The sequence below is a fragment of the Paracoccus sp. N5 genome (assembly GCF_000371965.1).
Classification (GTDB): Bacteria; Pseudomonadota; Alphaproteobacteria; order Rhodobacterales; family Rhodobacteraceae; genus Paracoccus.
The window spans coordinates 830,519-844,067 of record NZ_AQUO01000002.1; the positions used below are offsets into that span (position 1 = coordinate 830,519).

The 13,549-nt window shown below is 66.9% G+C and carries 11 protein-coding genes, 1 tRNA gene and 3 pseudogenes; 7 read left to right on the forward strand and 8 right to left on the reverse strand.

The window, feature by feature from the left end:
* Window positions 1–123: 123 nt before the first annotated feature.
* The 5 genes from PARN5_RS0118335 (at window position 124) to PARN5_RS25000 (ending at window position 3,792) form a co-directional block, all read left to right on the forward strand.
* Entirely contained in the window at window positions 124–513 is a 390-nt protein-coding gene (locus PARN5_RS0118335; RefSeq protein WP_036745125.1) for a hypothetical protein, read from the forward strand.
* Window positions 510–1,172, forward strand: coding sequence for a response regulator transcription factor (locus PARN5_RS0118340; RefSeq protein WP_018001232.1), 663 nt, complete (start codon window positions 510–512; stop codon window positions 1,170–1,172). The genes PARN5_RS0118335 and PARN5_RS0118340 overlap by 4 nt, the downstream gene beginning before the upstream one ends.
* Entirely contained in the window at window positions 1,169–2,494 is a 1,326-nt protein-coding gene (locus tag PARN5_RS0118345) for a HAMP domain-containing sensor histidine kinase (RefSeq protein WP_018001233.1), read from the forward strand. The genes PARN5_RS0118340 and PARN5_RS0118345 overlap by 4 nt, the downstream gene beginning before the upstream one ends.
* Window positions 2,495–2,529: 35 nt before the next feature.
* Window positions 2,530–2,619, forward strand: a tRNA-Ser gene (locus PARN5_RS0118350).
* A gap of 120 nt (window positions 2,620–2,739) precedes the next feature.
* Window positions 2,740–3,792: a hypothetical protein gene (locus PARN5_RS25000; protein ID WP_026155553.1), complete on the forward strand. Its 1,053-nt coding sequence runs from the start codon at window positions 2,740–2,742 to the stop codon at window positions 3,790–3,792.
* A 590-nt stretch (window positions 3,793–4,382) separates the two neighbouring features.
* Here PARN5_RS25000 and PARN5_RS22595 read toward each other — a convergent pair.
* The 7 genes and pseudogenes from PARN5_RS22595 to PARN5_RS24375 form a co-directional block, all read right to left on the reverse strand.
* A pseudogene (locus PARN5_RS22595) lies at window positions 4,383–4,952 on the reverse strand (conjugal transfer protein TraI); the annotation flags it as partial.
* Entirely contained in the window at window positions 4,949–5,950 is a 1,002-nt protein-coding gene (gene trbG, locus PARN5_RS0118365; RefSeq protein ID WP_018001235.1) for a P-type conjugative transfer protein TrbG, read from the reverse strand. The gene trbG and the pseudogene PARN5_RS22595, both read right to left, overlap by 4 nt.
* Window positions 5,947–6,636, reverse strand: coding sequence for a conjugal transfer protein TrbF (trbF, locus tag PARN5_RS0118370; protein WP_018001236.1), 690 nt, complete (start codon window positions 6,634–6,636; stop codon window positions 5,947–5,949). The genes trbG and trbF overlap by 4 nt, the downstream gene beginning before the upstream one ends.
* Window positions 6,633–8,018, reverse strand: a complete 1,386-nt coding sequence (gene trbL / locus PARN5_RS0118375; RefSeq protein WP_018001237.1) for a P-type conjugative transfer protein TrbL — start codon at window positions 8,016–8,018, stop codon at window positions 6,633–6,635. The genes trbF and trbL overlap by 4 nt, the downstream gene beginning before the upstream one ends.
* 2 nt (window positions 8,019–8,020) lie before the next feature.
* Window positions 8,021–8,308: a putative entry exclusion protein TrbK-alt gene (gene trbK-alt, locus PARN5_RS0118380; RefSeq protein WP_018001238.1), complete on the reverse strand. Its 288-nt coding sequence runs from the start codon at window positions 8,306–8,308 to the stop codon at window positions 8,021–8,023.
* Window positions 8,309–8,393: 85 nt separating this feature from the next.
* A pseudogene (locus PARN5_RS0118385) lies at window positions 8,394–9,538 on the reverse strand (IS3 family transposase).
* 47 nt (window positions 9,539–9,585) lie between these two features.
* On the reverse strand, window positions 9,586–9,840 hold the full coding sequence (locus PARN5_RS24375; protein WP_157404079.1) for a hypothetical protein: 255 nt from the start codon (window positions 9,838–9,840) through the stop codon (window positions 9,586–9,588).
* A 435-nt stretch (window positions 9,841–10,275) separates the two neighbouring features.
* Between PARN5_RS24375 and PARN5_RS25005 the strand changes: the two are divergent.
* Window positions 10,276–10,674 (forward strand): annotated as a pseudogene (locus tag PARN5_RS25005) (DDE-type integrase/transposase/recombinase); the annotation flags it as partial.
* 723 nt (window positions 10,675–11,397) lie between these two features.
* On the opposite strand, the gene PARN5_RS25010 reads toward PARN5_RS25005, so the two are convergent.
* Window positions 11,398–11,751, reverse strand: coding sequence for a hypothetical protein (locus PARN5_RS25010; protein WP_018001241.1), 354 nt, complete (start codon window positions 11,749–11,751; stop codon window positions 11,398–11,400).
* On the opposite strand from PARN5_RS25010, the gene PARN5_RS25170 reads away from it, so the two are divergent.
* On the forward strand, window positions 11,746–13,482 hold the full coding sequence (locus tag PARN5_RS25170) for an OmpA family protein (protein ID WP_051071044.1): 1,737 nt from the start codon (window positions 11,746–11,748) through the stop codon (window positions 13,480–13,482). The two genes, PARN5_RS25010 and PARN5_RS25170, sit on opposite strands and share 6 nt — an antisense overlap.
* The last annotated feature ends 67 nt before the right edge of the window (window positions 13,483–13,549 follow it).

Below are 13,549 nucleotides of genomic sequence, written 5' to 3' on the forward strand. Positions count from 1 at the left end.
TCTGGTTCCTTGCGTGTCGGGGCGATCCGGCCCCATGCGAATCGGAAATACCCCGCCCCTTGCCAACGAAACGCCAACAGCCCGTTTGGCTTTCGTTTGGTTTTGTCGCATTACATGGGGCAGATGGTCCATGCCCGCATCCTTGCCCTGCCGCTGATCGCCGCGCTGGCCCTGCCCGCCGCGGCCGACGACCACGACCGCGACCGCGGCCCCAGGCCCGAGGATCTGGCGCCCGAGTTCCACGATATGGAATTGCCGGAGAGCCACGTCCTGCCGCTGAAACAGGCGTTCCGCATCGTGGCCAAGCGCTTTCGCGGCCGGCTGATCGCCGCGCGCATCGCCGCCCCCACGCCCGAGGAACGCGCGCGCGGCGTGGTGCTGGTGCATCAGCTGCGGCTGCTGACTCCGGCGCGCGACGTGCTGGTGATCCGGCTCGACGCCCGGACCGGCGCCTTCCTCGATGTGGCGGGCGCCGGGCTGACCGAGGCGCGCCGCCGGGAGGACGAGCGATGAGATGCCTGATCGTCGAGGACGACCCGACCCTGTCGGCGCAGCTGGCGCAGGCAATGCGCGACGGCGGCTTCGCCTGCGACCTGGCCGCCGACGGCACGCAGGGCGAATTCCTGGGCGCGACCGAAACCTATGACCTCGCCATCCTCGACCTGGGCCTGCCCGGCCTGCCGGGGATCGAGGTCCTGACCCGCTGGCGCGAGGGCGGCGTGACCATGCCGGTGCTGATCCTGACCGCGCGCGGCGACTGGACCGACAAGGTCGCGGGTTTTCGCGCCGGCGCCGACGATTACGCCGTGAAGCCGTTTCGGCTGGAAGAGGTGGTGATCCGCGCCCAGACCCTGGTGCGCCGTGCTGCCGGCCATGCCCAGGCCGTCATCAAGGCCGGGCCGCTGCGGCTGGACAGCCAGCTGGGCGTCATCACCAGGAACGGCATGGCGCTGAAGCTGACCGCCTTCGAGACCCGCATCCTGTCCTATCTCATCCACCACCAGAACCGCGTCGTCAGCCGCAGCGAGCTGTCCGACCACCTCTATGATTCCGCCGCCGACCGCGACTTCAAGTCGATCGAGGTCGTCATCGGCCGGCTGCGCCGCAAGATCGGCGAGGGGCTGATCGAGACCCGGCGCGGCGAGGGCTACGTCCTGCAGGCCGCGCCGTGATCTGGCCGCGCGATTCCATCCGCGCCCGGCTGATCGGCCTTGGCGCGGCGCTGACGCTGGCGGCGCTGGTCGCGGGCTATCTGACCATTGCCGCCATTCTCGAGGATTTCATCGCCGGCCGCTTCGATGCCGAGACCGAGGCGGTGGCCGATGCGCTGATCGCCGGCGCCAGCATCGACGCCGGCGGCCGGCTGCTGGCTGGCCCCGAGCCGACCGACCCGCGCTTCCAGATTCCGCTCTCGGGCTGGTTCTGGCAATTGTCGCAGGACGGGCGGGTGACGGCCAAGTCGCATTCGCTGTTCGACAATGTGCTGCGGCCCCCCGATGCCGAGTTGCAGGGCGGCCCCGGCCTCGGCCCCGATGGCGAGGCGCTGCGCGTCACCCGCCACGGCTTCACCCTGCCCGGCAGCGATTCGGCGCTGGCGGTGACGGTGACGGCGCCGCGGGCCGAGATCGACGCGAGCCTTGCGCGGCTGCGCCGGCCGCTGGCGGTGTCGCTGGCGGTGCTGGGGCTGGCGCTGACCGTGGCGAGCCTGCTGCAGGTCGCGGCGGGGCTCGGCAGCCTGGACCGGCTGGGCCGCGACCTGCGCCGCATCCGCGCCGGCCGGGCCGAAAGCCTGCCCCTGCCCGCCGTGGCCGAGCTGCGCCCCGTCGCGGCCGAGATCAACGCGCTTCTGGAACAGAACCGCAGCGTGCTGGCCCGCGCGCGCGAGCATCTGGGCAATCTCGCGCATTCGCTGAAGACGCCGCTGGCGGCGCTGGACAATGCCCTGCCGCCCGATCACCCCGGCCATGCGCTGGTCGCGCGCATGGACCGCCAGATCGGCTGGCACCTGCGCCGGGCGCGCTCCTCGGCCGCACCGCGCCTGCTGGGCCACAGCACCGCCGCCCTGCCGGTGATCGAGGACATCCTGCTGGTGCTGCGCGGCCCGATCCGCGAATCGGACCTGGCGGTCGAGGTCGCGGCCCCCGGCGCCCCCGCCTTCGCCGGCGAGCGCCAGGATCTCGAGGAGATGGTCGGCAACCTGGTCGAGAATGCGGTGAAATGGTCCTCGGGCCGGATCCGCATCGGTGCTGCGGTCCAGGGCGACCGGCTGCGCATCGCCATCGAGGACGACGGCCCCGGCCTGCCCGACGCCGATCATGCGCTGGCCCTGACCCGCGGCGCGCGGCTGGACGAGACCGGCCCGCCCGGCACCGGCCTGGGCCTGGGCATCGTCGCCGATCTCGCGGCGCTGCACGGCGGCGCGCTGGCGCTCGAGCGGTCCGACCTGGGCGGCTTGCGCGCCGTGCTGAGCCTGCCGGCGATCCCGACGTCTTGACTTGCTGCCGCCGGGGCTGCGAAAGGAAGGGCCGAGGAAGTGTGGCCGAGTGGTTTAAGGCTCTGGTCTTGAAAACCAGCGTGGGGGAGACCCCACCGTGGGTTCGAATCCCACCGCTTCCGCCACCTTGGTATAAAACCGGGAACGCCGATTCCCGCCGATTTCCCTCCCTTAGTGGCGATCAGCGTCCTCAACAGCGTGTTTTTGTTGCCATTGATGTAGATCGCATCATCCGCGACCTCGACATGCTGGGCGAAAGCCCGGACGTGATCCCGCCGATAGCCGCCCTTTTCGAGCCGAAGCCCGGTGCGTGCCTCGCTCGCCAGTTCCCGCACGGCCGCCCCTGTGAGGCCCTTATGGGCCGCGTTTTTCAGCATGGCTTCGGTCCTTACGGCGTCGGCTCGTGCCTGATCCCGTATCGCCGTAAGACCGGCGATGCGTTCGCCAAGGGCGGATTCGGCCGGGTCGAGCGAACCGGCCTCGATAGCCTCATAGAGCCGCTTGAGGCGCATGTCGGCCTCGGCCGCGCTCTGGTTCAATTCGGCGATGTGCTGGCTGCGCCGCTCGACGCTCTCCTGCCGACGCTCCAGAAGCGAGGCGAGCACGTCTTCGATCCGCTCGGGGTCCAGCAGCCTTTCCTCGATGTGGCTGACCACGATGCGGTCCAGCTTGTCCATCGGGATCGCGCGGCCCTTGCAGCCGGTTTCGCCCTGCCGCGCCCGGATCGAACAGGCATAGTAGCGGTAGCGGCCGTTCTTGCCGGTGCGGAGCGTCATGGCCCCGCCGCAATTGCCGCAATAGCAAATGCCGGTCAGCAGGTTCGGGCCGCTGACGACGCGCGGCGGCGTCACCTTCGGATTGTTGACCTTCAAGCGGTTCTGCACCGCCTCGAACATCTCAAGGTCAATCAGCGGCGGCACCGCGACGGTGACGACTTCTTCCTCCGGCTTCACCTCGCCCTTCTTGGACCGGCGATTGAAGCGGTGTTCGCCGATATAGGTGCGGCGGGTCAGGACGCGGTGAAACTGGCCGATGCCCCAACGTCCGCCGCTGCGGGTGAACATGCGGTTCCTGTTGAGGTAGCTGACGATGTTCTTGACGCCCATGGGGCCGGACGTGCCGTCGCCTTCCGATGCGAGGCGGAAGATCAGCCGCACGGTGTCGGCGTGCAGCGGGTCGATTTCCAGCTTCTTCTTCATCTTGGTGCCGCGCTGCTCGGCATCGACGACGCGGTAGCCGATGGGCGGCAGCGAACCGTTCCAGAAGCCTTGCCGGGCGTTCTCCTTCAAGGCACGTAGGACGTGCTTGGCGTTCTCCTTGGACTGGTATTCGTCGAACAGCGACATGATCCGCCGCATCATCTGGTGGATCGGATCGTCGCCAAGTTCCTGCGTCATGGAAACGAGCTTGACGCCATTCTTCGCCAGCTTCCGGTAGTAGTATTCCATTTCAAATTCATCGCGGAAAAACCGCGAGAAGCTATGCACCACCACCACGTCGAACGCTGGCGGCTTGGACGTGCCGGCTTCGATCATGCGCTGGAACTCGGGGCGGCGGTCGTTGGTCGCCGATGCGCCCGGCTCGACGAAGGTTTCCACAAGCTGATAGCCGCGAGACTCGCAATAGGCTTCGCCCTGCCGCTTCTGGTCGGGGATCGACACGTCATGCTCTGCCTGCCGTGCCGTCGAGACGCGCAGATAGAGCGCGGCGCGCAGGGCGACGTGCGGGGAATGAATGTTCATCACCGGCCTCCTTGCGCCATGCGGCGGTCGAGCAACGGCAGCGCCAGTTCAACACGGTCATGGACAACCTTGGGCGCGACCTTGCGGCCTTCCTTCTCCAAGCGGACAAGGCCGTAGCTCTCCATCGTCTTCATGGTGCGTGACAGGGATGCCGGCGGCGCGACACGATCCGGGGCGACGGTCTGCCGGTCCACGGGACCATTGAGGAAAGCCGCGTGCCGGTCCTGCGTCGCGGGCTGTCCACCAAGGCCAAGATCGGCAAGGCCGGGCATGGTGGTTCCTGCCGGTGTCCCCATGCGCGGGCTGGACTGGAAAAACACATTGCTCAAGCGCGCGGCTTCTTCCTCGGCGCGGCGGCGTTCTTCCTCGGGATCGACGGCGGGCGTCGTCATGACAGGGGGCGCGACCGGCTGTCCCCGGTTCTGCGCGTCGAGAATGGGTCGGCCCAAATCTCCGGGCAGCGCGGGGCCGAGCACCGGCCCGCTATAGTCGCTCGGCAGGCCCGCCAGCCCATCGGCAGTTTGCCGGTTGTTGGTCGAATAGAGTTCGTCACCTCCCGGTCCTGCATCGCGGGTCTGGAGCGCGTAAATCAGCGCGCCACCGATGCTGAGAAGCGCCACCGCGCCGACGCCTGCCAGCATCTTGCGGGACAGACGGGTGACACGGGGCGATTCAGCGCGAAGGCGCATGGGGGCTGCGGTATCTGTATCGCTCATGAGGACGATCCTCCCGTGGTCGCGCTGGCTGGCTCTGCTGCGGCCTGCGTCGGGTTGGTGCGGACGATCCTGACGACCTGTTGGCGATTGCCGCTGCCAAGGCGCAGCTCGGCCGCGCCGAACAGGCGGTCCACGATCAGGACGTTCTGGTGGATGCGGGAATTGACGATCTGCGGTTCGCCGTTCGCGCCGAGCACGAAGATCGGCGGCATCTCGCCCTGCACGATCCCGGCCGGGAAGACGATATAAACGCGCCTGCCATCGTCAAAGACGGAAACCGGCCGCCACGGCGGGCTGTCGCCCTGCACCTGCAACCCATAGCGATAATTCCGCGTCGCCTCGGCCGGAATGACCGGGGCTGCCGGGACCGTCCGGCGCTGGCCGGCAGGTGGCGCGGGATAGGCCCATGCCACGGCCGGCATGTAGAGCGATTCCCGTGCGCGCAGCTCGATCATGTAGGTGCGCCGGTCGGTGGTGACGACAAGGTTGGTGGAAATGTCCGGCCGTGTCGGCTTCACAAGGATATGGACACGGCGATTTGCACCGCTGCCGCTCTCGGTGTCGCCGATGATCCAGCGGGCGGTGTCGCCCGCCGCAATTGGCCCCGCGCCTGTCAGGCTCTCGCCCGGCTCCAGCGCGATCGTCGTGATCTGCCCGACTGCGGCATAGACCTGATAGAGTGCACCTTCGCTCCAAGGGAAAACCTGAATGGCGTTGTAGTAGCCTTCGCGGCGCGGCTCGACGCGGGCGGCAGCATTGGCGTTCTCGACGCGGCCGGTCGGCGTGCCGGCAGCCGTGCCGCCGCGCGCCACGGTCCCTGCGGGGGGCACATGCAGCGGCCGGGGCGTGTTGTCGGTTGCCGCCGCCTGCACGGTCGGCAGCGGCGGCACGCTGGCGTCGTAGCTGAATTGCGGCGTCCGGTTGGTGGCACAGCCTGCGAGCATGGTGGCCGAAAGCAGGACGGCCGCGATTGTAGGGGTGCGGGTGATCGTCCTCATTGGCTCATCTCCCGCGACCACGAAATTGCATTGACGTAGATTCCAAGCGGATTGGCGCGCAGGCGTTCGGCGTCGCGCGGCGGCTGGATGACGATGGTAAGGATGGCCGTCCATCGTTCCGTGGTGGAAAGCTGGCCGTTCTCGAAATGGCGTTCGGTCCATGCGACGCGGAAGCTGTCCGGCGATGCCCGGATGACGCTGGAAACCTCGACGGCGACCTGCTGGCGGCCGACCTTGCTGAACGGGTCGTTGGCGCGGGCGTAGTCGTTCAATGCCGCCGCGCCGCGATCCGTGGTCCATTCATAGGCGCGAAGCCAGTTCTGGCGGACAATGATCGCGTCGGCCGGGATCGCGCGCACCTGCTCGATGAAGCGGCCGAGATGGAAAGCAATCTGCGGATCGGTCGGCCGATAGTCAGCGTTGGCAGGCGCGACGGTCTGCGCCTGACCAAGATTATCGACTTGCACCACCCACGGCACCACGGTCCCGCGTGCGGATTGCCAGACCAGCGGCGAGGCGAAGCTGGCTGAAAGGATCAGGGAGCCGAAGGCCATGAGCCGCCAGTTCCTAGCCTGCACGCGGGCCGAGCCGATACGCTCGTCCCATGCCTGCGCGGCCTTCTGATAGGGCGTCTCGGGTTCCGGCGATTTGCCGTAATGGGTTGCTGATCGTTTGAAGATGCTCATGAGCGGTCACTTTCGGAAAGGTTGACGGAGGAACCGGAGCCGTGGCTGTCGCCGGAGCGCACCGCATGGGCGGCCATGGTCGTGCCGTGGTTCATAGCCTGCGAGCGCCGCATCCGCTGCGCCCAAGCCGGAGGACCATCGGGAGAAGTCGGCGGCGCGGCTGCCGGGGCGGCGCTCGCACCGCCAACCGTGCCCATGGAGGACGTGCCGCCCGACGCACCGAAACCGGCGCGCACGCCATCGGCGAAGCTGGACTTGACGCTTTCGCCTGCTTGCGATGCTGCGCTGGAGGCGGCGCGCTTGAGCGGCGAGATAGCGGCCGACCCTGCGGCTCGGGCGACGCCGCCGAGGCCGGAGGCAACGCCAGCCGCCCCGCTTTGACCGAGCGAGCCGACGCTATAGGCAGCGGTCGCCGCGCCCGCGGCCGTTGCGCCTCCGCGAACGGCCGCGGCTCCACCGGACAGGGCAGCAGCGCCGCCCTTCGCGGCAAGCATGGCCCCGCCACCGGCTGCCGCGCCGCCCGCAAGCACCATGCCGCCAGCAGCGAGGCCGGTTCCCACGGCTGCGCCCGCGCCGAGCTGCGGGCCGCCCGAGACGATGCCGTTGGCGATACCGGGGCCGAAGATGCCGAGGCCGAGAAGCGACAGCGCGGCGAGCACAATTGCCATGGCATCGTCGATGGTCGGGGTTGCCCCGCCGAAACCGGCCGTGAACTGCGAAAACAAGGTGCTGCCGATGCCGATGATGACGGCAAGCACCAGAACCTTGATGCCGGACGACACCACGTTGCCCAAGACCTTCTCGGCCATGAACGCGCTCTTGCCCCAAAGTCCGAACGGGATGAGGACGAAGCCGGCGAGCGTGACCAATTTGAACTCGATCAGGGTCACGAAAAGCTGGATGGCGAGGATGAAGAAGGCCAGCACCACAAGCGCCCATGCGAACAGCAGGCACGCGATCTGGATGAAGTTCTCAAAGAACGCGATCCAGCCCATCAGGTCGGAAATGGAGTCGAGCAGCGGGCGGCCAGCGTCGAGGCCGGTCTGCGCGACGCGGCCCGGCCGCATCAGATCGGCAACCGAAAAGCTGGTGCCGGATGCCATGAGGCCGAGGCCGGCGAAGCTCTCGAAGACGATGCGCGCGAGGTTGTTCCAGTTGGAAATGATGTAGGCGAACACGCCCACGAACAGGGTCTTTTTGACCAGCCGCGCGATAATGTCGTCATCCGCGCCCCATGCCCAAAACAGCGCGGCGAGCGTCACGTCGATGACGACCAACGTGGTGACAATAAACGCCACCTCGCCGCCGAGCAGGCCGAAACCGCTGTCGATGTAGCTGGTGAATACGCCGAGGAAATTGTCGATGACGCCGGTGTTTCCCATGGTCAACGCCCTTCGCTGGTCTGCGGCGCGGCGGGGGATGACGGGCGGCCGAGGAATCGGTCGCGGGATTGCGCCCAAGCGGCGAGGCAGCCGGCGTCACTCGCCGCCCCCTCGCCGAGCTGCTGGCAACGGCGCAGGGTTTCACGCAGGGGATCGGCCGGGGGCTGGAAGGCCGAGGCCGGGGGCGGCGCGGAAGGTTCATCCTTCCGCGCCATGTCGATTGCGGTCGCCGTGACGGCGATGGCGATGAACACCACGGCCCCGAGCCGGGCCAGCATCTTGCCGTCCATGGCGAGCCTCCCGGTCAGTTGTTGCCGTTGTTGAACATCTGCGCGTTGAGCTACTCCCCATCTCTTGGACAGTTTCCGGGATGATTTAAGCTACTCTCTGCCCCTGCTGATCGGTTTCGATCTGGTTGAAGTAGACCACGGCGGGCGGCTGTCCGCCATGGGCGGCGTGGGGCCGCTGGTGGTTGTAGAAGGTGATCCATCGGCCAACGCCCGCCTTCGCCTGCGAGCCGGTCTCCCAGGCGTGCAGATAGACGCACTCATACTTCAGGGACCGCCAAAGGCGCTCGATGAAGATGTTGTCGAGACACCGGCCCTTGCCGTCCATCGAGATCCGGGTGCCGATCCGTTTCAGCCGGTCGGTCCAGGCGAAGGACGTGAACTGCGAGCCCTGATCGGTGTTCATGATCTCGGGCGGGCCGAAGCGGTGGACCGCCTCGTTCAGCGCCTCGACGCAGAAGTCGGCTTCGAGCGTGTTCGAGATGCGCCAGGCCAGCACCTTGCGGGTGAACCAGTCCATGATGGCGACCAGGTAGAGGAAGCCTCGTCGCATCGGCAGATAGGTGATGTCGGCACACCAGGCATGGTTGTGCCGATCGACCCGCAGGCCACCCAGCAGATAGGGGTAGGTCTTGTGCCCCTTCGCAGGCTTGCTGGTGTTGGGCTTCTGGTAGATCGGCATCAGACGCATGAGCCGCATCAGCCGCCGGATGCGCTTCATGTTCACTGGGTGCCCTTCGTTCTGCAGGTGCCAGGTCATCTGCTGGACGCCGTAGAAGGGGGTTTCCAGGAACTGACGGTCGATCAGCCGCATGAGCGCCAGGTTCATCTCGGTCTCGCCCTGCGGTGCGTAGTAGAACGACGACCGCGAGATCGACAGCAGACGGCATTGCGCCCCGACCGACAGCGTGGGGTGAGAGCGTTCGATCATCCCGCGCCTCACCTGCCGGTCCAGGGCTTGAGCTTTCGTGACAAAAAATCGTTGGCGACGGCCAGCTCTCCGATCTTGGCGTGCAGCGATCGCACCGTCTCCTCGTCGACCTCGGCCTTCTTCTTCCTGCCGCGTTCGAAGATGTCCGATGCCCCCTCGAGCAGCGCCTTCTTCCACTGGTGGATCATCGTCGGATGCACGCCGTATTCCGCGGCCAGCTCCGACACGGTGCGCTCGCCCTTCACGGCTTCCAGCGCCACGCGAGCCTTGAAGCCCGCGTCATGGTTCCTGCGTTTCGACATCGTCTGTTCTCCTCGTTCTTGGAGACCAGCAGACGGAAGATCAGAGCTTACGTCACTGTCCGATTTTCGGGGAGGTGCTCAATCCTCGGCAGGTGATCATGGCTGAACGGCAGGGCCTTGTCGCCTTGCGCATCGAGAACCTCAGAGTGGAGATAGTCTGATTTGGAGCTGTCTCCCACGATCGCTGCCCTGCTCTTGGGTGCGGCTTCGTTGTAAGCAGTTTCGGCAAGCCGTCGTAATCCACCTACTGCGAAAGCTAGGAAGAACGGACGCAGCTCGTCGAACTGTTTAACCTTGGACATTCGCCGCCTCAACATCAAAAAAGCTTGAATCGAAACTGAAGTTCCACCTAGAGGTTAACAACGGTTTCAAGCACGTGTCACGCGGAAAGCCGAAGCAAAACTTCTTCGTCGCTTTTCGCGCGCGGCCTCCGCATCGGTTGGGAGCAAACCAGCCTGGACAATTTTTACCCTATTTTCAATACACTATGATCTTTTGGCGACGGCTGCGGCATTCGCGTGGAGGTGGAGAAGGTTGGACTTCAAGCCCGCGCGCTCCGCCACTTTCTGTTGATTTTATTGAATAATTTTACATCTCCGACAACCTTTGCATGTGTTGCATGTCAAGGAAACGGCTAGAAGCGCCTGCCGCGACCGGCCGAACGCTTACAAAACTGTGAAAAGCTGGCTTGTCGCTTCACCGCCCAGCCCGCCGCCCCAAGCGTGGCATGCGCCAGCCGGACCGATCCGGCAGAGCTGAAACGGCGGATCAGGGAGATCTGCGAAGCGCGTGTGTGCTATGGCTGCCGTCGCGTTACGTCGTCCTCGCCCGGGAAGGTGGGAGGTCAGCATCAAGATGGTCTACAATGTTTACAGAGCTTTAGGCCTGCAGTTGCGAACAAGGCGCCAAAACGGCGTGTGAAGGCGAAGCTGTGCGATGATCGCGCTGATGCCGTCGGGCCGAACGAGGTCTGGGCAATGGACTTTGTCCACGACCAGTCGGCTCTGGGGCAAGAAGCTGCGGATCCTGACCATTGTCGATACGCATTCCGCTATTGCCAGGCGAACGATGTGCGCTTCCAGTATCGCGGCGAGGACGTGGTGCAGACGCTGGAACGAATCTGCCGCAAGATCGGCTAGCCGAAGCCAATCATCAGAGTCCGGCCCGCGCTTCAAGCGCACGCTGAATAACCGCCTCAAGAAGTCCCCCTCGACCTTGAAGCTGCCCCATAGGTCCAGAGGAATGGAAAGACGGCGACGATCAGCCGCAGAAAGCCGGAAGCGTGGCGGGCGACGGTCGGCTGTGCGGGTGGTCATCCTGCGCCCTTTCCAAAGGTACCGATGAGCACGGGCGACAACGGGCACGACGACGCCCGGGATGGTCAGGACCGAGATGGCCGCGGCCGATGACAATCGCCGCGTCTCGCCGCCGAGGTCGGAATAGATGAAATAGCTCGGCGGCTGTGCATGGCCCGAGGCGCTGAAGCTGACGATCGGTTCGAGACCCGGAGATTGTCCATGATCTTGATCAGCGCCATGAAGGTGGTCAGCGGCAGCAGATGCGGGATCACGACATAGCGGATGCGCTCTCACCTGCCGGCCCCGTCGATCATCGCGCTTCCAGCGTATCCTGCGGGACGGTCTGCAGCCCGGCGTAGTAGATGACGAAAGCGAAGGGAGCGGTGGACCAGACCCCATGGCATCGTCCACATCTGCGGCGTCGAAGCCTTGACCGCAAGTCCCGGATTGCCGGCCAGCATCTGGATCGCATCGCCCTTCGACGAACCAAGGCGGCGGGCCCCGTCCTTCGCAGGCGCTCCATCGCGTCATGGCGGCTGAAATCCGCCGTTCACGTTGTGATCACAGGCTTGTTCGGGAACTGCGCCCGGCAAGAAATGTTAGCTTGCAGCCCAGTATTCGCGCCAACCCGAAAGAGACCGACATGCGTCGCATCTTCAAGACGACAACCGCCATCCTGACCTGCCTCTCGCTGATCGCCCCCGATCTTGCGCTGGCCCACAGCAGCAGCAAAAGCCGGCCGCCCGGAAGCAGCCGGAAAAGCCTGCCGCACAGCAACCCAAGGCTCAGGCCCAGCGGCAGAAGCCGCAGCAGCAGCAAAAGCCTCGGGCAGAGGCGCAGCAGCCCAAACCTGCGCGGGAAAACGCCCGGGCGCAGGACGCCAAGCGGCAGGATCCCGGCCCGAAGGCGGTGCAAAAGCCCGTTCCCGGCAAGGAGCGGCAGCAGTCCGCGAAACCCGCCCCGCAGCCCCGGCGCGACACCCCGGCCGGGACCAGCCGGACGCAAGAGCCCAAGGCCGCGCCCAAGCCGCCCGCGCAGCAGGCCGCAAGGCAGCAACAGGACCGAAAGCCGCAACAGCTCGCCAAGCCGCAGCAGAACGACAGGCCGGTCCCCGGATCTCCGCCGATCCGCAACGCCGGCAACGGCAATGGCGCGGACAAGAAGCAGCCTTCGCGCGCCGAGGGCGGGCAGCCCCGGCCGGCGCCGATGGATGCCGACACCCTGCGCGAGAGGATGAGGGAACGCGACCGCAAGGCGCCGCAGCCGCAGGCCCGTCGCCCGGACGGCCAGCCGCCGCGCAACGCGGCGAACGGAGTCAGGAATGGACAGGACCTGACCGCACCCCGCTCTCCGCAAGAGCTTCGCGAACGGCTGCAGCAGGGGAACGGCGCCGCGCGCCTGCCCGCGCCCGAACGCGGCTTCCGCGCCAACGAGCTGGCCCGCCGCGCCGCCGCGCAGGACCACGCGCCGGCCGCCGCCGCTCTTGCCGCAATGGCAAGGCGCGGCGATGACCGCCAGGACAGCGACCGCAGGCGCGACGACGACGAAACCGTGATCAGGCGCAAGATCGGCCGCGACGACTTCCGCCGCCCGGATCAGGAGTTCCGCACCTCGATCCGCGACGGCAGCCGCCGCCTCTCGCCCGAGGAGACGCGCCGGATCCTGGAACGCCGCGAACGCGAGCTGCGCCGCGAGGAGCAGCGCCTCGACCGCCGGGAGCGTGACCTCGACCGCCGCTATTACGACTCGCGGGACGACGATGACGACGACCACGGCAGCGACATCGCCAAGCTGCTGCTGGCGGGCGTGGCGGGTTTCGCGGTCGGCAAGATGCTGTCGAACAACCGCCAGGTTGCCTTCAACAGCGGCGACCGCGCGGTGCTGACCCTGCCCGACGGCAGCCAGCAGATCGTGCGCGACGACAACGCGCTGCTGTATCGCCCCGGCTCGGATGTCAGCACCGAGAATTTCGCCGACGGCTCGTCCCGCACCACGGTGCTGCGCGCCGACGGCAGCCGCGTGGTGACGATCCGCGACGCCGACATGAACATCCTGCGCCGCACCCTGATCGGCCCCGACGGGCGCGAGACCCGGCTGATCGGCGACAGCGTGGTGCGGCCGGTACAGATCTCGACCCTGCCCGCGCCGGCGCCGGTGGAATATGTCAGCCGCCCGCTGGACGAATCGGCGCTGCGCCAGGCGCTGCTTCAGGAAAGCGCGGTCGATCGCCGCTTTACCCTGGGCCAGATTCGCGACATTCCCGAGGTCCGCTCGCTGGTGGCCCCGGTCAACGTGGCGGACGTGACCTTCGACAGCGGCTCGGCCGCCCTGGCCCCCGAGCAGGCCGAGCAGCTCGCCACGCTGGGCAGCGTGATCCGGCAGTCCATCGACGAGAATCCGAACGAGGTCTACATGATCGAGGGCTATACCGACGCGGTCGGCTCGCCTGCGGCCAATCTCGCCCTGTCGGACCGGCGGGCCGAATCGGTGGCGCTGGCGCTGACCGAATATTACGACGTCCCGCCCGAGAACATGGTCGTGCAGGGCTATGGCGAGCAGTTCCTTCTGGTCCCGGGCGAGGGCGAGGACCGCGCGAACCGCCGCGTCGCCGTGCGCCGGATCACCGACCTGTTGGAGCAGGAATAAGGGCATGGCCGGGCACGGGAGATCCCGGCCCGGCCGCCGCAGGCGCGCGCCCTTGGCCATCCGGGCG